We start from the raw sequence: 20,046 nt of genomic DNA, 5'->3' as shown, positions 1-20,046 counted from the left end.
ATTAAATCTTTCCGGAACGATTGCCTCCCACCTGCATTTGCCAGAATGCCGTCATGCCCGGCCTGCGATCCGGTGCGGCCTGCGGTTGCCCGTCACGATGCTGATTCCAGATCAGGGGATAGGCTTCCACGGGTGGCACCGGCATCATGGGATCCGGCGGAATAATTGCCTGACGGATTTTTTCGAGATGGGGCGATATCCATTCCTGTTTTTCTTTCTGCCTTTTAACTTCCCGCTCCCGGAACTCCGGAAGTACTGTTTCAGCAAACAACTTCATCGAAGTACATATGGCTTCATGTGAATAATTCCCGCATTGCTGCAGGAAGATCAGCTGATCAACACCCGCAGCTTCCAGTGCCCTGAAATTTTCGGTCAGTTGCTGCGGATTACCAATGCCGCCCATCCCGGCTTTTTTTCTTTCCCTTTCCAGTTTTTCTGTTACGGTATTTGGACGCTGCCGGAAATCATGCCACAGGTTGGTTTTACCAGGTACATGTACACCATCTCGCCAGTAATGTCCCAGTCCGTAAGCAAAAAACTGCGCACCTTCCTGTCCTGCCTCTAGTGCATAATCACTGTCCTCGTGGCAGAAGAAGCCGGTGAGCATCGCAATATTGGGGTTGATGGTCTGACCAATCGGTGTACAGTTGCTGAATAATGTATCGTAATAGGTATCTACCCAAAATTTCGCTTCATCGCCGTTTACAAAGGCGAACGTGAGTGCACCCATTCCAAGACTTGCGGCGAGCTGTACACTATCGCGGTTGGAACAGGCAGCCCACAAGGGAGGATGCGGTTTTTGTACTGGTTTGGGCACAATATTGCGATGCGGCATCGAAAAATATTTTCCCTGGTAACCAGGATAAGGTTGCATGCACATCATCTTTACTGCTTCACGTAACGCTTCTTCCCACATGGCGCGTTTGTCCACAAAGTCAACACCGAATCCTTCCAGTTCCATTCTTGATCCGGATTCTCCGGTTCCCCAATCTACCCTGCCATTACTGAGAAGATCCAGTGTGGCGAGCCGCTCAACGATTCGTGCGGGATGATTGAAGCGCGGCGACATGGCGATAATGCCATGGGCAAGCCTTATGCGTGACGTGCGCTGGCTGCAGGCTGCAAGAAATACTTCGGGAGCGCTGGAGTGACAGTATTCTTCGAGGAAATGATGTTCCTGTGCCCAGACATAGTCAATGCCCAGCCGGTCTGCCAGTTCCACCTGCTCCATCGCTTCCCGGAAAAGCCTTGCCTCATCACCATCCTGCCAGGGACGGGGTAACTGGAGGTCGATGAAGATGCCGAATTTCATATGGCGATGATTTCTTTTAGGTTTCCGTTCAGGTAATTTGTTTTACAGGCGTAGTGTTTGATCTTGCCGCTGCGTGTTCTTGGAATGGCACCGGGATAGACGAACCGGATATCGTCCACCTGGAGTTCGTGGCACAATGAAACTGCAGTACGGATGGCTTTGGTGACAGCATCCTTTTGTAGAATGGTCTGTTGTTCGATCTCCGCCAGGATCACCAGTCTTTCCCGGTTATCCCGGCTGATGCCAATCGCTGCACAACCCGAGAGCCTGATCGCGGGATGTGAATGTTCTACCGTTTTCTCAATATCACACGCATAGTGATTATGTCCGTCGGCAATGATGACATCTTTCCACCTGCCAGTGATAAAAAGTTCTCCTTCTGCTAAAAATCCCATATCACCGGTGCGCAGGTAATTTTCTCCTGTTTGCCCGGTTCGTGATGCGCTGAAAGTCTGTTCAGTGGCTGCCGGATTGTTCCAGTAGCCTTTTGCCACACTGGGCCCCTTGATCCAGATCTCGCCCACATTCCCCTGATCAACTTTCAGCAATGTGTGCGGGTCGACCACAATGACCTGCTGATCATCAGCTACTGTGCCGCAGGCAACAAGTTGCAATCCTTTTTCATCATCGCCGGTAACTGCACTGACCCGCTGCTGTTCCAGTGCTGCACGATCCAGGTGCCTGATCAAAGGCTCCGGGTATTGCCGCCCGCTGACCATCAGGGTTGCTTCTGCCAGTCCATAACACGGAACCCAGGCATTGCTGTGAAAGCCACAAGGGGCAAAAAAGCGGGTGAATTCCAGGACCGTTTGTGCGGACACCTGTTCTGCACCATTGAACGCGGTTGTCCAGGTATTGAGTTGCAACTGATCCCGCTGTTCCGGTTTTATTTTCCGGAGGCACAGGTCATACGCGAAATTCGGCCCGCCGCTGGTGGTTGCACCGAATCGGGAGATCGCCTGCAGCCAGCGGACCGGCCGTTGCAGAAACAGGAGATGTGGCAGGATGGTGGCCGGATATCCGGTGAACAATGGTTGCAGGATACCGCCCACCAGCCCCATGTCGTGATAGGGGGGTAACCAGATGACTGCGTGGCTGTTCGTGGATTGACCAAGCTTGTTTTCCATCATGCCCAGGTTGTGCAACAGGTTATGGTGTGTTACCATAACACCCCTGGGAAGTGTCGTTGAACCTGATGTATATTGGAGGAAGGCAATATCACTCCCATTGATGGCCGGTTTCCGCCAGTGTTCTGGGGAGTGAGCTGCCGCAGCTTCTATCAACAATACCTTCAATGGCTGAAACAGGCGACCCGCTTCCGGAATCGTGTGAATTTTTTCTGCAAGGGTCAGATTCATCCAGACAGCAGCAGGCGAAGCATTTTCAACAAGACGCTGAATGGGTACCAGCTGGTTTTCCAGCCGCGCCGGATGCGGAGGCCAGGAAGGGACCGCGATCACACCGGCATACAGGCAGCTGAAGAACGCAACAATAAAATCCGGACCAGGCGGTAATAACAACAATACCCTGTCTCCAGGTTGGGTGGCAGCCTGCAGCATTGTTCCGGCAGCGCGCGTGCGCCGATCCAATTCCTCATAGGTCAGAACCGCTTCATCAAATTCACCATCTATCAGGTACCGGTAGGCCAACCGTTGCGGTTGGTGAATTGCGCGCCATCGTAAAATATCAACGAGTGAGTTGGGCAGATGAGTCATATAACGGCGGCATCTGTACTATTGTAAAATAAAAATTAATTTGGGTAAATACAACTACATTTAATCAAATGGATCTCCGGCCGAATACCATCATGGAAAGCCTTGGGATTTACCTTCCACCTGAAGCCCGCACCACTGGTGAAGTGTTGAAGGGCTGCCGTAACGAAGTCCGTTTTCCGCTCGAAAAAGCCACCGGCATCAGGACAAGACGCGTCGCCGGAGTCAGTGAATTTTCCATTGACCTTGCCCGAAAGGCTGTTACCGACTGTTTATCTTATTCACGACATTCCGCAGCCGGAATTGATGTGTTGATCTGCTGCAATATATCCCGCTATGATGCGCCTGGCAGCATCTCTTTTGAACCATCAACTGCAGCTAAACTGCGGGCAGAATTCGGGTTCGCCAACGCACTGGTATTTGACATCACCAATGCATGCGCGGGAATGTTCACCGGCATCTACATCGTAGATGCCATGATCCGCTCAGGTGCCGTGCGCCGCGGAATGGTGGTCAGCGGTGAATATATCACCCATCTCACGCAAACAGCACAACGGGAGCTAAGTGGTTTCATGGATGCCCGGCTGGCCTGCCTGACACTGGGCGATGCGGGCGCGGCTGTGGTACTGGAACAGGGTTCGGTACCCGGAACAGGGTTTGTCGATCTGCAATTGCAGACCTTCGGCAAATACAGTCCGTATTGTGTCGCCAAGGCAGCAACCACCAGTGGCATGATCATGTATACAGACGCACTGCGGCTGACGGATGTGGGCATACGTTCCGGTGCGAAACATGCACTCGATGCCTTGCAACGCGCAGCCTGGGCGCCGGAGAGTTTCCAGCACCTGGTGATGCACCAGACCTCAACGATGACGATGAACAGTGCACGCAATGAAATCAACCGGAAACTGAACAGCCCGGTGTGTCACGATGGTAATACGATCAATAACCTGGAAGACAGAGGCAACACTGCTTCGACTGCGCACCTTATAGCGTTAGGCGATCAGGTAAGGCAGGGGCGGATCAATACCGGTGACAGGATCGTGTTCAGTGTAACCGCTTCTGGCCTGACTACCGGCACCGGACTCTATGTGCTGGATGATCTGCCTGACCGTCTTAGAGCTTTGCCCGCTATCAAATCTCCGGCAACTATCGGCCAGGCGTCAGCGATTCCTGCAGCAAAATTTACAACGTCTGCCTTTATTCGCTGCGAGAGCATCGGAATACTGCCAATCCAACCGGCTTTGTCAGGACATTCAATGGAGATGCTGGTAACAGCTGCGAACGATTGCCTGGCGCGTTCCCGGTATGATGCAAATGCCATCGGGCTGCTGTTGTATGCAGGCGTCTACCGCGATGAATACCTGCTCGAGCCGGCCTATGCGAGCCTGCTCGCCGGTGAGCTCGATATGAATGCAACTGCTCCGGCTGCTGATCACCGGCAGACCCTTGCCTTTGATATTTTTAACGGGGCAGTGGGATGGCTTAATGCATGTTTGGTGGCGCAGCAAATGATTACTGCAGGTAATACTGCAACTGCCATGATCGTAGCCGCGGAAACAGACAACAATGCCAGGATGGCTGAAAGTGACGCTTTGGAAATCCGCGAAACAGCATCCGCCATTATTCTTGAAGCCGATCCTGCAGGCAGGCAGGGGTTTTCGGATTTTCATTTTTATTATCCTGCAGGTACAACGGAGGCCTATACCAGCTGCTACAGGTCAGAAGAAGCCAGGCCATTACTGTGTACCGAAAAATCGGAAGCACTTGAATCGATCTATATCAACGGGATTACCATAGCGGTAAAAGAACTGCTGGAATCATCTGGACTGGAATTGAATCAGATCACCCGGCTGTTTCCACCCCAGCTATCCACTGCTTTTATTGAAAATGTCAGTAAGGCGCTGGCGGTGCCGGTGGAAAAAATGATTGATGTGGCCGGTGATGGCCCTGACCTGTTTACTTCGTCTGTTCCTTATGCCATAAAATATGCACTGGATAACCAACAGGTAAAACCCGGCGATATCGGGCTGATCATAACCGTTGGCTCAGGTATACAAATCGGCTGCGCTATTTATCATTTTTGACTATCGGAGATGAGCACTGTCCTTACATCAAGACTACCGCCAGGTCCAAAGCCGAGATATCCGCTTGCCCACCTGTTTGCCTTCCGGAAAGACAGTATCGGGTTTCTCAAAAATCTCGCAGAACAATACGGCGATATTGCCCACTTCACGATCGGACCGCTACGGATCGTGTTATTGAATCATCCCGACTATATCAGGGAAGTGCTTACCACGCAGCAGTCCGCTTTCATAAAAGGGCGCCCGTTGCAAATGGTCAGGTCTTTACTGGGTGAGGGATTGCTTACAAGCGAAGGAGAGGTCCATAAGAAACAATCCCGCCTGATCCAGCCTGCTTTTCACCGCAATATGCTGGATGGCTACGCACCGGGTATCGTTCGAAACATTCAGCATACGTTGGCTGACTGGCGTGACGGGCAGTTGGTGGAAATGAAGGAAGCAATGACGGAAATGAGCATTGCCATAGCAGGCAGCGCTTTGTTTGGTGTGGACGTTCACCAGTCGGTTCCGGAGATCAACCGTGCCCTGGAAACGGCAACGGGATTGTTCGGGCGCATCCCGCTGCCGTTTGCTGAACACCTGCTTAAATTGCCGTTGCCGGGTACCCGAAGATTCCTCAGCGCAAAAGCCAGGCTTGATCATATCCTGCGGAAGATGATTGCGGAACGCGAAAAGGGAAACAACGATAACGGTGACCTGGTTTCCCTGCTGTTGCGTGCCAGCCGCGAAACAGGTGACGAGGGCATGAGCAGGCAACAGGTGCGGGACGAAGCGATCACACTTTTCCTGACGGCATTTGATACCACTTCAACGGCTTTGACTTGGACCTGGTACCTGTTGTCACAACATGCCGGCGCGGAAGCAGCACTTCACCGGGAACTGGATACCGTATTGCAGGGCAGGCTACCTGTAGCCGCAGATCTTCCAAACCTGAAATATACCCGGATGGTATTTGGTGAGTCATTGCGCCTGTATCCCCCTTCATACCTGGTACCCAGGCAAGCTGCCCAATGGGTGACCATTGGCGGCTATTCTTTTCCGGCAGGCACGATCGTACTGATCAGTCCCTACCTGATTCACCATGATGCCCGTTTCCGCGCCAACCCTGAAACATTTGATCCGGTAGCGTGGGGACAACACGCGCAGGGACAGCGGGCCAAGTATGAATATTTTCCATTCAGCAGGGGGCCAAGATCCTGTATCGGTGAGCCCTTTGCGTGGATGCAGGGGGTGCTCGTGCTGGCGACGATCGCTTCGCAATGGCGCCTCCGGATGATGCCTGGCCATCCCGTTGCGCTGCAGCCGCTGATCAACCTGCGGCCCCGTTATGGCATGAAAATGATCCTGGAAAAAAGACAACCTTCCCATGTTGGTGGATAGTTCATTCCGGTTGCACTGGCAACCATTTTTGCCCGATCCGGATCTGGATCGCAACACCGTCCATCTATGGTTGCTGAAGGTCGCCCCGACATTGCCGGAAATAGATCCTGTAATCCTCCTGTCAGGGGATGAGCAGCAACGGGCAGCAGCGTATCGTTTCGAAAAGGACCGCCGGCAATTTGTGGTTGCCCGTGCCATGTTGCGCACAACGCTGGGCCACTACCTCTACAGGGCGCCTGCAGCACTTCAATTTGTATATAACGCTTATGGAAAACCGAAACTGGCTGATGCGGACCTGCAATTCAGCCTCTCGCATTCGGGAGCTTATGTGTTGCTGGCAGTAACCGCACAAACACTTGTGGGTGCAGACCTTGAATGTTTCAGGAATGATCTGCAGTATCAACGGATCGCCGGCAGGTTTTTTACGGCAAAGGAAAAGGCGATACTGAATGCAGCACCGCCTGCATGGCAACCTGGTGTTTTTTACCAGTTGTGGACCAGGAAAGAGGCATTGCTTAAAGCGCGGGGTGAAGGATTTTCATCTCCTCCGGAAGATTGTGATGTTTCAGCCTGGCCCGATGGCTGGTGGGGAACCGATCTCGGGATAGCGCCGGGGTATGCTGCAGCGCTTGCTGTAGCTGGGAATCAGCGGACCTTTTCCTGCTGGGATGCAACCATCCTGTTCACGATGAAATGATACAGCAGTTCAATGCTGAGTGCTTCCGTGCATTCGTGTGTGTTGATGATAAGATCCGGATCAACAGGAACATCATAGGGGTCGTTCACGCCGGTAAGGTTGTTGATCCTGTCGGGGTGTGATTCGGGGAGTAGCGCCTTATGATACAGTTGTTTGGTATCCCGGCGCAGCAGGGTTGCCAGGTCGCAGTTGATCCATACCGTAACAACGTGATCCCCGTAATTCCTCAGTTCTTTGCGGACGTCTTCGTATGGATTGATGGCTGCCATGATGGAGATAACGCCATTCGCGGCAAACCGGTTGGCCACAAAACCAAGCCTGCGGATATTTTCGTTCCTGTCTTTCCGGGAAAAGCCAAGGTCCGGCCATAGGGCATTCCGGTATATATCGCCGTCAACTACCTCCACAGCGTGGCCCCGTTGCTGCAGCAGCAACCTGGCACCGTTGGCAATTGTTGATTTTCCCGATCCGGAAAGACCGGTCAGCTGGATAAACATCATGACAGAAGATAAACAATTTCCGCTGTTATAGCGCTGAGGCGGAGCATTGATCAGGGGCGTGCGGCAGGTTTGCCGTCAGTCGGTTGCTGCGGAATGCCATAATAGTAGCCACCGGGATAATTGCTTTGGCTCACCCCGAAACTACCGGAAATGGAAAAGGTCTTCGCGTCGTTTACATACATGAGTCCCAGTTCAGCCCGGGAGTATAATCCCGGTTTGCCGGATGCGCCAAATACAGATGGGTTGGCCGTGTACATACCAGGACCCATGAATGCACTATGGAAGGAAGGCCCGTAATTACCATAAACCGGTGCGGCGGTCAGTGCACCGAAAGCATACCAGTTATCAGTTATGCGACGATTGACCTGGACCGTCATGGGCACGCTGGCAAAACTGCCATTTTGGTGATAGTTGCCATAGCTGCCCCAACCATAGCCGAAGCTCATTCCTACAAAAGTGCTGACCGACCATTTTTGCTTCAGGGCATTACTGTCCGGTTGCGGTCCAAACCGCATTTGAGCATTTGAAGGGAGAAATGATACCACCAGGAGGCAGGCCATGAGAAATCGCATGGAAGCCGGATTAGACACGGAAGTTACGGTTTCCCGGTAGAAAATCTGCCAGGAAACCGTACCGTTAACATTTGGACAGCATTATTCTGCCCGTATAATTCTTTCCAGGCCAAGTTGTTTTTTGCCTTCCACGACACCGACCATGTAGGTTCCGGCTGCCAGGTGGGCCAGGTGAAGTTGCTGCTGGTGGATCAGGCTGGTTTTCCGGAATTTTTCTTCATAAACCAGGGCTCCCTGGAGCGTGTAAACCCGGATTAGCGCATCGCCGGTATAGGACGAATTCAGGTTGACCGTCACCTGTTCCCTTGCGGGGTTAGGATAGATCACCAGCTGTTTCCCGGGCCATTGCCAGGTTCCGGAACGGGGTGATTCGACTGCCACCGGACCCGCCATCGCGATCGTTTGGGTGCCCGAAGCCCGGGCCGTACTCACTGTTCTCAGCGTCGCAGTCATCTGGGCAGTTGCGGTTGCCCCATCATCATCGGTAACGGTCAGGCTGAACACATAGGTTCCCGCGACAGCCCCGCGGGCTACATTGCTTACCGAATTGGCTGAACTCATCGTTACAGTTGGTCCGGATACCTGGGTCCATTTGTAACTTTTGATAGTGCCGTCAGGGTCATAGGAAGCCGACCCGTTCATCGTGATGGTGGTGTACAGTGCGTCAAAGCTCTGGTTGGGCCCGGCATTAGCGATGGGCACCTTATTGGCAACCGGGGCAGAGGAGCCGTCTGACCCTGAAGACCCTGACCCTGACCCTGAACCCGTACCGGATACCAGCACCTGCACATAGGCATTGTTGAATCCACCTTTGTTGTCTGTGATCTTCAGCTTGAAATAATAAGACCCCGCTACCAGGTTGCTTACGGTAGGGGCTGATGCATAAACATTGGAGATGGTGGCAGTATTTGGCCCCGACTCCTGCGACCACAGGTAACCGGAAATCGATCCATCAGGATCATATGAGCCCATGGCGGACAACTGAACACTGTTGGTAGGGAGGGTGAGGAGTTTGGTCGCTCCTGCGGTCACTACGGGAACAATATTGGGGGTACTGCTATTGGTCATTTCTATGATCGACGTGGCCCAGGCCGTTGCTCCCTGGTTGTCTGTGACTGTTACACGGTAGATATAAGTGCCCCTGATCATGCCCGAGATCTTCAGGTCTACGCCGGTCGTATTCGTCATGGTGGGAACACTCGGGCCGCTTTCAAGTGTCCACTGGTATGATTTAATGCTGCCGTCAGGATCCGAACAGCCACTGGCACTGATCGTGGCGGTATTCGTAGGGAGACCGATAGTCTGTTTGTAACGGAGGTAAGCGATCGGCGAAATATTGGTGGGTACAGGATTGGGTATAGTGAAATCCTGCAGTACGGCATTCTGGTTGCCCACTTTTACATTGTCCACGTAATAGATCCGGGAACTGTAGATGGATTGCTCCGATTTTGATGGCCAGTCAGATTCCCATACCCAGCGGTAGAGACCGACTTTGAAATACGGGTCGTAGGAGCCGTTATAATAGTTCCGGCCCTTATAGTCCAGCACAAGCTGGCCATTCCGCCAGATCTTCAGCGAGCCATCAGTGTTGTGAGAGTAATTATAGTTGAATACCCAGTCGTTCCAGACGCCCTTCTGCCAGGGGCCAAGATTAAAGGTCTTGAGTTTGACATTGGCGCCCCTGTCGGAATTGATATCGACGGAATCATAGCGTAATTCGATGATCCAGTCGCCTTTGTAGATCTGAAGGGAAAGGGGAGGGGATAGGGAGACACTACTGGTTTTCGCCCGGTCATGCCACTGGGCAACGATCTCATGCACGTTGTCGAGGCCGAAATCACTGGGAAGGTAATTGCTAAAGGCCCACCAGCGCCGGTTGGTTTCCGGGGGAACAGGGTAGCTGTTGTCAATCAGTTCCGCCCTTTTGCTGCCGGCTACTTCTGCATCCGATTTCCGGAGTTCAACCCTTAATGCTTTTTTGCCCGTCCGTTTAAAATTGGTGCTGTTGGTCAGGGAATAGGAGCAGCAATCCTCTTCGCCATCCCACCCCGCAAAAATCGAACTGCCTTCAAAATCATCCTGGAATACAATGTTTGTTTGTGCACTAACCACAGCCTTGTTCAGAATTCCCGCCAGCAGGAACGCGCCTGCCCGCAGAAACCGGAGTAAATTTCTTGTCATCATCTTGTACAGTTAAGGATCGGGTCGGATATCGATTCGCTTATGGATAATGGATTTACGGGCGACTTTACAGCCGTCTTTATAACTACAAACAATAATTAAGGGAAATCAACCGGTGGTCTTCAAAAGGGGTGGATGTGGGAGTAACCGAATTACCGGGTGCGTAAAAGCAACAAGAACTGTACCGTAATGTCCCCCGGCCGGGAAATATTCAAATTTTAATGCGGTAAATATTTCCACAACCAGCGCCTGGCACGGGTTATCGAAGTAAACAGCACCCTTATCCGAAACAGTCCGTGGTAGCTGAAACTATCAGTAGCTGGAAAAAAAAGGCCGATGATATTTCACCGGCCCATATCATTAAGAAAGTTTGAAGCCTACCTGTGGCCACGGTTGAGACTGTCAGCCCCGTTGTGAATAGGGTCCCGTTGCTGGTTGGCAGGTGTCGTGTCGGTGGGATACAAAGTAGTGGAATCGCGGTCCCGGTCATTGCCATCAGCCGTATTGTTGTTACAGGCACCCAGCCCTATCGTCAACGAGATCATCCCGGAAAGAAGCATTTTTTTCATACGCACTTTTAACTGGTGCCAGCGAACATCATGCCCCCCTGAAAACTCGCCTGAAGCCCACCGAAACCCATGCAAACCTTACCGGAACTGCTGACTCATCACCACACGCCGCGACTGGAAACTTCTAAACAACTAATCTCCTAAACTTCGAACCTAACCCCCACCTTCGCTGAAGCTTCAGCCTTCGCTATCGCTACGCCCGACAATGTCGGTGGGCAAGGCCAAAACCGCAAACCTCAAACCCCAAACCCCAAACTTCCCTAAGTTTGCACCCGTAACCCATCCCCCATATGACCAGCAAAAGGCTTCACGACCGTATCGAATGGAAACAGGTAACCAACGGGAAAAATTTTCTTCATCTCCTTGTGGGGGTTGGCCTGGCCGTTCTCGCCATGAAAGGTTTCATGATCCCCAACCGGTTCATGGATGGCGGCATCACCGGGATCTCGATACTCCTGCATGAAGTGTTTCACATCAATATCAGCGTGCTGATCATAACGCTGAATGCGCTGTTTGTCTATCTCGGTTACCGCCGCATCGGCAAAACCTTCGCCGTGCAGACCGCAATAGCGGTCGTTTTGCTTTCTATTCTGCTGGTATTCCTGCCCATACCGAAAATCACCACCGACAAACTGCTGATCGCTATTTTCGGCGGGCTGCTGATCGGAACGGGAGTGGGACTCGTCATAAGGGGCGGCGGAGTGATTGATGGTGCGGAGGTGATGGCCGTTTTCACCCGGCGACGAACCGGCTTCTCTAACAGTGAGATCATTCTCATGTTCAACACGGTAATCTTCGGCATTGCTGCATTCCAGTTCGGCATTGAAACAGCCATGTACTCCCTGATCACCTATTTTACAGCAACCCGCGCCACGAATTATGTGGTGGATGGTATCGAGGAATTCACGGCGATGAATATCATTTCCGCGGAAGATGAAGCGATCAAACAGTTACTGGTAAACGAAATGGGCAAGGGGATTACCGTGTACGAAGGCAAACGTGGTTTTTTGCCGGGCAGTTTTGAAGTAAGCTCAGACTGTGATATTATTGTCACCGTGGTAACCCGCCTGGAGATCAAGCAGATCCAGGATGCTGTGCTTCAGATAGATCCGCGCGCCTTTATGTTTGTTCACAGTATCAAGGAAGCATCAGGGGGCATTCTTAAAGAGAAAAGACACGCGGCGTAAACGGTCGTTCCTTAACTTTAACACCCGTTATGAACCTGGAATCAGTATTGGCCATGATCACTTTCCGGTACCTGCGGGTCTTTGCGCAGTCATCGGGCCTTTCCGAAAAATGGCAGAAAACTTTTACGATCGGATTTTTTGTTTCCATTGGGGTGCTGATACTCAGTGTCCTTGAAAAAAAAGGATCCACATCTGACTGGCTCGCCCTCCTGATTCTTTTATATATCGTATACCTGTTGCAAAAGGAAACGGTGTTCAAACCGCTCCGCTGGATCATGGTGGCATTAGCGCCCTATATGTTCATTGCTTTTGGCATCAAGATAATAGAGACGGTTGCGCCTACCGTATATGAGGAGATTGAAGAAGCGGCAGATGTTGTCATGCTATGTGCTGTCGCCTGGATGTTTGGTGTTTACCTGATGACCCGCAACCAGCGCAAGGCTCTGGAACAGCAGCGACAGCGTCTCCGCGAAAAGGAAGAACAATACATGATGAGTGAGGCGATGAAGAAGGAACTGGAAGTGCAGGTGGCGGAAAGAACCGAAGCCATCAGTCGCCAGAAGGAAGAATTGCAACAAACCCTGCAGGAACTTAAAGCTACCCAGGCGCAGCTGATCCAGTCCGAAAAAATGGCCTCACTGGGAGAACTCACGGCCGGAATCGCCCACGAGATCCAGAACCCGCTGAACTTTGTCACCAATTTCTCTGACGTATCCAAGGAGCTGGTGGACGAAATGATCCAGGAGCTGAAAGAGAATCGTCCGGAAACAGCGATGGAGATCGCAGATGATCTCAAAGTGAACCTTGATAAGATCCTGCATCATGGCAAGCGCGCCGATGGAATCGTGAAAGGCATGCTTCAGCATAGCCGTTCCAGCAGCGGCCAGAAAGAACCTACCGATATCAACGAACTGGTGGATGAATATCTGCGCCTGGCCTATCATGGATTGAGGGCGAAAGACAAATCGTTCAATGCTACCATGAAATCGGACTTTGATCCGGCGATCGGTACGCTTGACCTTGCGCCCCAGGAAATCGGCCGCGTGGTGCTCAACCTGATCACCAATGCCTTTTATGCTGTCAACGAGAAGAAACAGCAGCTTGCTGAACAACAGCCGGCTTCAAAACCTTATGAGCCCACCGTGGCCGTACGTACGCGGAAGGCCGGCAACAGGGTAGAGATCACGGTCACCGACAATGGAAACGGCGTGCCCCAAAAGATCCTTGACAAGATCTTTCAGCCATTCTTTACTACAAAGCCAACCGGCCAGGGAACAGGCCTCGGCCTTTCGCTCAGTTACGATATTGTGAAAGCTCATGGTGGAACCCTGAATGTACAGACACCACCGGCCGGACAGGAAAGCGGGGCTGCCTTCACTATCACATTACCCATTCAAACCCCTAAAGCATGAAAGTGCTGGTAGTTGATGACGAAACCGATATCCGGTCGCTTTTCGAACAACGATTCCGGAAAGAGATCCGCGAAAAATCCTATGAGTTCGCTTTTGCCTATTCCGGCGAGGAAGCGCTGGAATACCTGGACAGCCATACACAGGAAGCCGTGCTCATCCTTTCAGACATCAATATGCCGGGGATGAGCGGCCTTGATCTGCTGGGCAGGATCAAGCACAATCATTATGAACCAACACCGGTGGTAATCATGATCACAGCTTATGGTGATGAGGAAAATTTCCGGATAGCCAAGGAAAACGGGGCAGATGATTTCCTCACCAAGCCGCTTGATTTCAATATGTTGAAAGAAAAACTTAAACACATTCACTGATGGCGAAAATTCTGGTTGCAGATGACGAAGCAGACCTGGAACTGCTGATCAAGCAGAAATTCCGGCAAAAGATACGGGAGCGCCAGTATGATTTCATATTTGCTGCCAACGGAAAGGAAGCGCTTGAAAAAATTCATGAGCATCCCGACGTGGATATCGTACTCAGTGATATCAACATGCCGGAGATGGATGGCCTCACCCTGCTGAGCCGCCTGAAAGAAGACTATCCGCTGGTGAAGTCCGTGATTGTTTCTGCCTATGGCGACATGGGCAATATTCGCACAGCGATGAATCACGGGGCCTTTGATTTTATCACCAAGCCCATCAATTTTGAAGACCTCTCCATTACCATGGAGAAAACCCTTTCCTACGCCCATCAGCTGAGAGAAACCATGAAAGCGATCCAGGAAAACAATATCCTTCGCATGTACGTGGACGAAAACGTGTTGAAATTCATGGGCGGAAAGGAGTTTGAGGGCGCATTACTCACCAACGAAAGTGTTGATGCCACGGTGGCATTCATCGATATCTGCAGTTTTACCGCCATCAGCGAAACAGCTCCTGCAGATAAGGTTGTGCAGTTGCTCAATAATTACTTTGATGTGATCGTAAAAGAAGTGATCCGGCAGGAAGGGTATATCGACAAGTTCATCGGAGATGCGGTGATGGCGGTTTTCCGGGGCGACTTTCACCTGGACCGTGCCATTGATGCTGCATTGAGTATCCGGGCTCAGATCGAGGCACTCCCCGCCGAAGCCCAGTTGTCCGGCTTCCGGCCAAGGGTTTCTATCGGAATCAACAGCGGAGAAATGATCTCCGGCAATATCGGTTCCGCCAGCCTCCGGCGGCTGGACTATACCATGATCGGCGATGTGGTGAATACCGCGCAACGTCTGCAGGCAGCTGCCGGCGAGAACCAGATCCTCATCAATGAATCCGCCTACGGCAAGATCAAAGAATCCTTTAACTGCAAACCTGTAGGCGAACTTTCCCTCAAAAACAAGGCAAAACCGGTAATGACCTACGAGGTTATTGCATGAAGAAAAGCCCGCTATTTTGTTCTCGCAGGTGTCGGCTAATATCTTGTTTCCCGCATGGTTTTAGCCTGAAGGCGCTTCGCTTTTACTCCCCTGTATTCTTTTCTCGCAAAGGCGCCAAGGTGCAAAGGCGCAAATATGTTATTTAGTGCAGCTTCCGGTGAATAATGTTGCCTTCAAAGAAGGTGTGCCAGTAATTTTGGATATCAGGTACCAAACTTTTATGATGACCAGAATGGCCGCCCTGCAGAAGGTCACCTTTCTCCAACAAAAAATTGCGCCTTTGCACCTTGGCGTCTTGGCGTGAAAACTTTGCGCGAAATTAATTTGCGCAAGTAAATGCTTGCTCGTATATTAGCAAGCAAATACTTGCCTATGGAAGCAAGAAGGGACGTTTTTCAGGCTATTGCCGATCCTACCCGCCGGGAGATTCTCGACCTCCTCTCCGGCCAACCACTCAACGTAAACACCGTTGCCGAGCGGTTCGACATGACCCGTCAGGCAGTTTCGCTGCACGTGAAGATCCTGTCGGAATGCGGACTCATCGTATTGCGGCAGCAGGGCCGCGAACGCATCTGCGAAGCACAACTGGACAAACTCCGCGAGGTCGCACAATGGGTGGAACGATACCGGCAATTCTGGGAGCAACATCTTGACTCCCTCGAACAATACCTTGATCATCTTCAAAAACAAAAAAAACATGGAAGGAAAAAATGACACCGCTGACCGCGAACTCCGGTTATCGCGGCTGCTGAATGCGCCTGTCGAACTGGTGTGGGAAGTGTGGACCAATCCTCACCATATCAAAAACTGGTGGGGGCCCAACGGATTTACCAACACCATCAGCCAGATGGAAGTAAAGGAAAATGGCAATTGGGTGTTGGTGATGCATGGCCCTGACGGTACCGATTATAAAAATCACAGTGTATTCAAGGAAATCATACCACTGCAGAAACTGGTGTACGAACACGTAAGCGGCCCTAAGTTCCTGGCAACAATCAGCTTTGAAGCGGTGGGCAACCAGACAAGGGTGAACTGGCACATGTTGTTTGAATCCAAAGAACAATTTATCCAGGTGGTCAAAACCTTCAAAGCAGACGAAGGCCTGCGGCAGAATATCGAGAAACTGGATAAATACCTCGCAGGATTGTTGTCGGCCGCCTAGAGATGCGATACAATAGCTGAACACTGCCGGACGATCTCCAGCGCTTCGTCAGTGGGCACCACAAGAATGCGCACCGGCGCATCGTCCTGCTGAATTTCAGCAATGGTTTCCGATGGTAACGCATTCTTGTTTTCATCGAGCAATAATCCAAGGCGGTTGAGGCCCATGCAAACTTCACTGCGCAGGGCAGCATCATGTTCACCGACGCCGCCGGTAAAGATCAGCGCATCCAGTCCATTGAGTACTGCCGAGTATGCCCCGATATATTTTTTAATGCGGTAACCATAGATCGCGATGGCCAGTTGTGCCGCTGCATCACCGGCTGTTGCCGCTTCCCTGATATCGCGCATGTCGCTTTGACCGCAAAGTCCTTTTAGTCCCGAGTCACGGTTCAGCAAGTGATCCACTGCCTTCGTGTCCATCCCGGATTCATGTACGAGGTGCAACACAATTGCCGGATCCAGGTCTCCGGGACGGCTTCCCATCACCAATCCGTTAAGGGGACTAAACCCCATACTGGTATCTGTAGAAACGCCATCGCGGATTGCTGAAGCACTGCACCCATTGCCCAGGTGGAGGCTGACGATACGCCGCGTATCGGGACCATATTGTTTGCGGACCTCCCCGCTCACATATTGATGACTGATGCCATGAAAGCCGTACACCCTGATCTTTTCTTCCCGGTATAGCGCTTCAGGCAGGGCATACCGGGCTGCGTGTTCCGGAAGTGTCGCGTGGAAGGCGGTATCAAACACGGCATACTGATCGGCTCCGGGAAATAAGTGCGAGGCAACGGCAATACAGGAGAGACTGACAGGATTGTGAAGGGGAGCAAATGGCGTCCATGTTTTGATTTTTTCCAGCACAGAATCCGTGATCAGGCAAGGTGTCGTAAAGTCTGTTCCGCCATGTACTACACGATGTGCGATGTGCAGGTGTTGCTGGTCCAGCAGTATCTCGGGATCATCGGCAAGCAACTGATGGATCTTTTGCAATGCCGCAGCATGATCATTGATCTGGTCCGCTTCATGTGTTTTTTCGCGCGATTCCGAGCCGTCCGCAGCTGAAGGTGTTTCTGAAGGCGCCGCACGCCAGCGGAAAGTGGCATTGCCGGACCCGATCCGTTCGGCAGTGGCAGACAACAATAGCTTTTCCCCGGGCATCCCGAATACCTTCACTTTAAGTGAACTGCTGCCGGCATTCACCACCAGCCAGTTTATTGTTTCGGCACCTTCCATTTCCAGTCTCTTATTTCAGGCATATCAATGCCGTGTTCGCGGATGTAATTATAGTGGATAATCAGTTTATCCTGCATCAGCTGTTTCAGCCAGGCGGCTTTTTCTCCGAGGGCAGGCAGACGATCGATCACATCTTCCACCAGGTGAAAACGATCCAGGTCGTTCAGTACAGTCATGTCAAATGCCGTAGTGATGGTACCTTCTTCCTTATAGCCCCGCACATGAATGTTGTGATGATTGGTACGCCGGTAAGTCAGCCGGTGGATCAGCCAGGGATATCCATGAAATGCAAAGATCACTGGTTTGTCTTTTGTAAAGAGCGCATCAAAATCGCGGTCATTCAGACCGTGTGAATGTTCGGATTCCGGTTGCAGTTTCATGAGATCAACCACGTTAACTACCCTGATCCTGATTTCCGGCAGATGTTCCCGCAGGATGGATACTGCAGCCAGTGTTTCGAGTGTAGGCACATCCCCGGCGCAGGCCATCACCACATCCGGTGCAGTTTTTTCATCATTGCTGGCCCAGGTGAAAATGCCGATTCCCTTGGTGCAATGCACCACTGCTTCTTCCATCGGCAGCCATTGCGGTGAGGGATGCTTTCCCGCCACCACCACATTCACATAATGTCTTGTGCTCAGGCAGTGATCCATTACACTCAACAGGCAGTTCGCATCCGGCGGCAGGTACACCCGCACCACGGAAGCCTTCTTGTTGACCACATGATCAATGAAGCCAGGGTCCTGGTGCGTGAATCCGTTATGATCCTGCCGCCAGACATGCGATGCCAGTAGAATATTGAGCGACGGCAATTTTTTTCTCCACGGTAACTCAGCCGTCATCTTCAGCCACTTGGCGTGCTGGTTGAACATCGAGTCGATAATGTGGATGAAGGCTTCATAGCAGTTGAAAAGTCCATGTCGGCCGGTGAGCAGGTATCCTTCCAGCCAACCCTCGCACTGGTGTTCACTGAGCATTTCCATCACCCTGCCGGATGGGGAAAGAAATTCGTCTCCGGAATCAACCGGTGCCTGCCATTGCCGGTTGGTCACTTCAAAAACGGCATTCAGCTTATTGGATAATGTTTCATCAGGACCGAAGAGGCGGAAATTATCGGGATTGCTGCTGGTGATATCCCTGATGAATTTCCCAAGAACCTTAGTATCGCCCGGGCCTGCTGCGCTGCGTTCCTTCACCGGGATCGCATACTCCCGGAAATCAGGCATACGCAGGTCCCGCAGGGAGGGGCCGCCATTGCTGTGCGGGTTGGCACCCATGCGCCGTTCGCCTTTCGGGGCCAGTGCTGCCAATTCCTCCCGGAGCGTACCTTTTTCATCAAATAATTCCTCCGGACGGTATTGTTTTAACCAGGCCTCCAGCAACTTAAGGTGCGCAGGATTTTCTCCCGGATCGGAAAGCGGTACCTGGTGACTCCTGAAATTGCCTTCCACCGGTACGCCATCCACTTCCTTCGGACCTGTCCATCCTTTTGGCGATCGCAGGATGATCATGGGCCAGCGCGGCCTTCCTGCATGCTCATTGGCAATTGCCCTTTCCCTGATCTGCCGGATATCGCGGATCACCTGGTCAAGTGTATCGGCCATCTTGCGGTGCATGTCTTCCGGGTCTGAACCTTCCACTACATAGGGCTTATAGCCATAGCCTTTAAATAAGGCATCAAGTTCTTCAGGGTCGATTCTCGCCAACACGGTGGGATTTGCAATCTTATAACCGTTCAGGTGCAGGATCGGTAACACCACGCCATCCTTCACCGGGTGCAGAAATTTGTTGGAATGCCAGGCCGTTGCGAGAGGGCCTGTCTCCGCTTCTCCGTCACCAACTACGCAGGCCACCATCAGGTCAGGATTGTCGAATACAGCGCCGAAAGCATGGCTCAATGAATACCCCAGTTCTCCGCCTTCATGCATGGATCCGGGGCATTCGGGGGAAACATGGCTGGCAATACCGCCGGGAAAGGAAAACTGGCGGAATAACCTGAGCATGCCCTCTTCGTCGCGCGTGATGTCAGGATAGATTTCTGAATAGGTTCCTTCGAGATAAGTATTGGCTACAAGTGCCGGTCCCCCGTGGCCAGGACCGGAAATATAGATCATGTTCAGGTCGTACTGGCTGATGATCCGGTTCAGGTGTACATAGATGAAATTTTGTCCCGGCGTCGTACCCCAGTGACCCAGCAGCGCCTTCTTGATGTGCTCCAGTTTCAATGGTGCTTTCAGCAGCGGATTGTCAAAGAGGTAGATTTGTCCCACCGAAAGATAATTGGCCGCTCGCCAATAAGCATCAATAAGTTTCAGATCTGTCATGTCGGTTCGTTTGGTGCTCACATTTGGTGCTCACCTTTCTGTAATGACAGCCGGTGATCACCGGAATCGCCATTTTGAGAACGATATCCTCTTTTTCAAAATTGGACAAATTGTAAAACTCAGTGAAATGAGCCACCACACTGCATTCTATAACCGTATGCGTTTTAGACGGCTCAATAGCTTTCTTAACCATGTAAATTCTCAATCGGGAACTTCATATAAAATCCTGGTAGGGAAACCTTGTTGGAACTGGGGTAGCATCGCAACAACCGGATTCAAACGCGTAAATTTTTGAGCTTCTACCT

The 20,046-nt window shown here is 51.7% G+C and carries 17 protein-coding genes; 9 read left to right on the top strand and 8 right to left on the bottom strand.

Annotated elements, in window-relative coordinates:
* Position 1: 1 nt before the first annotated feature.
* Both FPE01S_RS02375 and FPE01S_RS02370 read right to left on the bottom strand, forming a co-directional pair.
* Positions 2-1,312: an LLM class flavin-dependent oxidoreductase gene (locus FPE01S_RS02375; protein ID WP_046367312.1), complete on the bottom strand. Its 1,311-nt coding sequence runs from the start codon at positions 1,310-1,312 to the stop codon at positions 2-4.
* Complete coding sequence (locus tag FPE01S_RS02370) at positions 1,309-3,027, bottom strand: fatty acyl-AMP ligase (RefSeq protein WP_046367311.1); 1,719 nt, start codon at positions 3,025-3,027, stop codon at positions 1,309-1,311. Before FPE01S_RS02370 ends, FPE01S_RS02375 begins: the two co-directional genes overlap by 4 nt.
* A gap of 68 nt (positions 3,028-3,095) precedes the next feature.
* Here FPE01S_RS02370 and FPE01S_RS02365 point away from each other — a divergent pair, with 68 nt between their 5' ends.
* From FPE01S_RS02365 to FPE01S_RS02355, 3 genes are read left to right on the top strand one after another with little or no spacing between them, the layout of a single operon-like run.
* Positions 3,096-5,111 (top strand): 3-oxoacyl-[acyl-carrier-protein] synthase III C-terminal domain-containing protein, encoded by a 2,016-nt coding sequence (locus FPE01S_RS02365; RefSeq protein WP_046367310.1) that lies wholly within the window; start codon positions 3,096-3,098, stop codon positions 5,109-5,111.
* 9 nt (positions 5,112-5,120) lie between these two features.
* Positions 5,121-6,488 carry a cytochrome P450 gene (locus FPE01S_RS02360; RefSeq protein WP_046367309.1) on the top strand — a complete coding sequence of 456 codons (1,368 nt, stop codon included), beginning with the start codon at positions 5,121-5,123 and terminating at the stop codon, positions 6,486-6,488.
* On the top strand, positions 6,481-7,185 hold the full coding sequence (locus tag FPE01S_RS02355) for a 4'-phosphopantetheinyl transferase family protein (RefSeq protein ID WP_169749122.1): 705 nt from the start codon (positions 6,481-6,483) through the stop codon (positions 7,183-7,185). The genes FPE01S_RS02360 and FPE01S_RS02355 overlap by 8 nt, the downstream gene beginning before the upstream one ends.
* Here FPE01S_RS02355 and cysC read toward each other — a convergent pair.
* The 4 genes from cysC to FPE01S_RS25785 all read right to left on the bottom strand — a co-directional run bounded on the left by cysC (position 7,134) and on the right by FPE01S_RS25785 (position 11,007).
* A complete protein-coding gene (cysC, locus tag FPE01S_RS02350) occupies positions 7,134-7,685 on the bottom strand; it encodes an adenylyl-sulfate kinase (RefSeq protein WP_046367308.1) in 552 nt (183 codons plus the stop codon). The two genes, FPE01S_RS02355 and cysC, sit on opposite strands and share 52 nt — an antisense overlap.
* 50 nt (positions 7,686-7,735) lie before the next feature.
* Positions 7,736-8,257, bottom strand: a complete 522-nt coding sequence (locus FPE01S_RS02345) for a hypothetical protein (RefSeq protein ID WP_157473871.1) — start codon at positions 8,255-8,257, stop codon at positions 7,736-7,738.
* 81 nt (positions 8,258-8,338) lie between these two features.
* Positions 8,339-10,441, bottom strand: coding sequence for a PKD domain-containing protein (locus FPE01S_RS02340; RefSeq protein ID WP_046367306.1), 2,103 nt, complete (start codon positions 10,439-10,441; stop codon positions 8,339-8,341).
* Between the two features lie 374 nt (positions 10,442-10,815).
* Positions 10,816-11,007: a hypothetical protein gene (locus FPE01S_RS25785; protein WP_157473870.1), complete on the bottom strand. Its 192-nt coding sequence runs from the start codon at positions 11,005-11,007 to the stop codon at positions 10,816-10,818.
* A 290-nt stretch (positions 11,008-11,297) separates the two neighbouring features.
* Between FPE01S_RS25785 and FPE01S_RS02335 the strand changes: the two genes are divergently transcribed.
* From FPE01S_RS02335 to FPE01S_RS02310, 6 genes are all read left to right on the top strand, one after another.
* Complete coding sequence (locus tag FPE01S_RS02335; protein ID WP_046367305.1) at positions 11,298-12,194, top strand: YitT family protein; 897 nt, start codon at positions 11,298-11,300, stop codon at positions 12,192-12,194.
* A gap of 29 nt (positions 12,195-12,223) precedes the next feature.
* Complete coding sequence (locus FPE01S_RS02330) at positions 12,224-13,606, top strand: sensor histidine kinase (RefSeq protein ID WP_046367304.1); 1,383 nt, start codon at positions 12,224-12,226, stop codon at positions 13,604-13,606.
* Positions 13,603-13,977 carry a response regulator gene (locus FPE01S_RS02325; RefSeq protein ID WP_046367303.1) on the top strand — a complete coding sequence of 125 codons (375 nt, stop codon included), beginning with the start codon at positions 13,603-13,605 and terminating at the stop codon, positions 13,975-13,977. Before FPE01S_RS02330 ends, FPE01S_RS02325 begins: the two co-directional genes overlap by 4 nt.
* Positions 13,977-15,017, top strand: a complete 1,041-nt coding sequence (locus tag FPE01S_RS02320) for an adenylate/guanylate cyclase domain-containing protein (RefSeq protein ID WP_174446974.1) — start codon at positions 13,977-13,979, stop codon at positions 15,015-15,017. The genes FPE01S_RS02325 and FPE01S_RS02320 overlap by 1 nt, the downstream gene beginning before the upstream one ends.
* A gap of 372 nt (positions 15,018-15,389) precedes the next feature.
* Entirely contained in the window at positions 15,390-15,731 is a 342-nt protein-coding gene (locus FPE01S_RS02315) for an ArsR/SmtB family transcription factor (RefSeq protein WP_046367301.1), read from the top strand.
* The gene (locus FPE01S_RS02310) at positions 15,715-16,179 is read left to right on the top strand and encodes an SRPBCC family protein (protein ID WP_046367300.1); all 465 of its coding nucleotides are present in this window, start codon (positions 15,715-15,717) and stop codon (positions 16,177-16,179) included. The genes FPE01S_RS02315 and FPE01S_RS02310 overlap by 17 nt, the downstream gene beginning before the upstream one ends.
* Here FPE01S_RS02310 and FPE01S_RS02305 read toward each other — a convergent pair.
* A complete protein-coding gene (locus FPE01S_RS02305) occupies positions 16,176-17,417 on the bottom strand; it encodes an acetate/propionate family kinase (RefSeq protein ID WP_046367299.1) in 1,242 nt (413 codons plus the stop codon). The two genes, FPE01S_RS02310 and FPE01S_RS02305, sit on opposite strands and share 4 nt — an antisense overlap.
* Positions 17,396-19,741, bottom strand: coding sequence for a phosphoketolase family protein (locus tag FPE01S_RS02300; RefSeq protein ID WP_046367298.1), 2,346 nt, complete (start codon positions 19,739-19,741; stop codon positions 17,396-17,398). Before FPE01S_RS02300 ends, FPE01S_RS02305 begins: the two co-directional genes overlap by 22 nt.
* Between the last annotated feature and the right edge of the window lie 305 nt (positions 19,742-20,046).

The sequence above is a fragment of the Flavihumibacter petaseus NBRC 106054 genome, from assembly GCF_000974785.1.
Lineage (GTDB): Bacteria > Bacteroidota > Bacteroidia > Chitinophagales > Chitinophagaceae > Flavihumibacter > Flavihumibacter petaseus.
The sequence above is the reverse complement of the archived record's forward strand: the minus strand, read 5'-3'. Positions and strand labels throughout refer to the sequence as shown.

Coding starts and splice junctions, on each gene's coding strand:
- FPE01S_RS02325 (WP_046367303.1), top strand. CDS start 13,603: ATGAAAGTGCTGGTAGTTGATGACGAAACCGATATCCGGTCGCTTTTC.
- FPE01S_RS02365 (WP_046367310.1), top strand. CDS start 3,096: ATGGATCTCCGGCCGAATACCATCATGGAAAGCCTTGGGATTTACCTT.
- FPE01S_RS02345 (WP_157473871.1), bottom strand. CDS start 8,257: ATGCGATTTCTCATGGCCTGCCTCCTGGTGGTATCATTTCTCCCTTCA.
- cysC (WP_046367308.1), bottom strand. CDS start 7,685: ATGATGTTTATCCAGCTGACCGGTCTTTCCGGATCGGGAAAATCAACA.
- FPE01S_RS02375 (WP_046367312.1), bottom strand. CDS start 1,312: ATGAAATTCGGCATCTTCATCGACCTCCAGTTACCCCGTCCCTGGCAG.
- FPE01S_RS02370 (WP_046367311.1), bottom strand. CDS start 3,027: ATGACTCATCTGCCCAACTCACTCGTTGATATTTTACGATGGCGCGCA.
- FPE01S_RS02310 (WP_046367300.1), top strand. CDS start 15,715: ATGGAAGGAAAAAATGACACCGCTGACCGCGAACTCCGGTTATCGCGG.
- FPE01S_RS02315 (WP_046367301.1), top strand. CDS start 15,390: ATGGAAGCAAGAAGGGACGTTTTTCAGGCTATTGCCGATCCTACCCGC.
- FPE01S_RS02305 (WP_046367299.1), bottom strand. CDS start 17,417: ATGGAAGGTGCCGAAACAATAAACTGGCTGGTGGTGAATGCCGGCAGC.
- FPE01S_RS02360 (WP_046367309.1), top strand. CDS start 5,121: ATGAGCACTGTCCTTACATCAAGACTACCGCCAGGTCCAAAGCCGAGA.
- FPE01S_RS02320 (WP_174446974.1), top strand. CDS start 13,977: ATGGCGAAAATTCTGGTTGCAGATGACGAAGCAGACCTGGAACTGCTG.
- FPE01S_RS25785 (WP_157473870.1), bottom strand. CDS start 11,007: ATGAAAAAAATGCTTCTTTCCGGGATGATCTCGTTGACGATAGGGCTG.
- FPE01S_RS02300 (WP_046367298.1), bottom strand. CDS start 19,741: ATGACAGATCTGAAACTTATTGATGCTTATTGGCGAGCGGCCAATTAT.
- FPE01S_RS02335 (WP_046367305.1), top strand. CDS start 11,298: ATGACCAGCAAAAGGCTTCACGACCGTATCGAATGGAAACAGGTAACC.
- FPE01S_RS02340 (WP_046367306.1), bottom strand. CDS start 10,441: ATGATGACAAGAAATTTACTCCGGTTTCTGCGGGCAGGCGCGTTCCTG.
- FPE01S_RS02330 (WP_046367304.1), top strand. CDS start 12,224: ATGAACCTGGAATCAGTATTGGCCATGATCACTTTCCGGTACCTGCGG.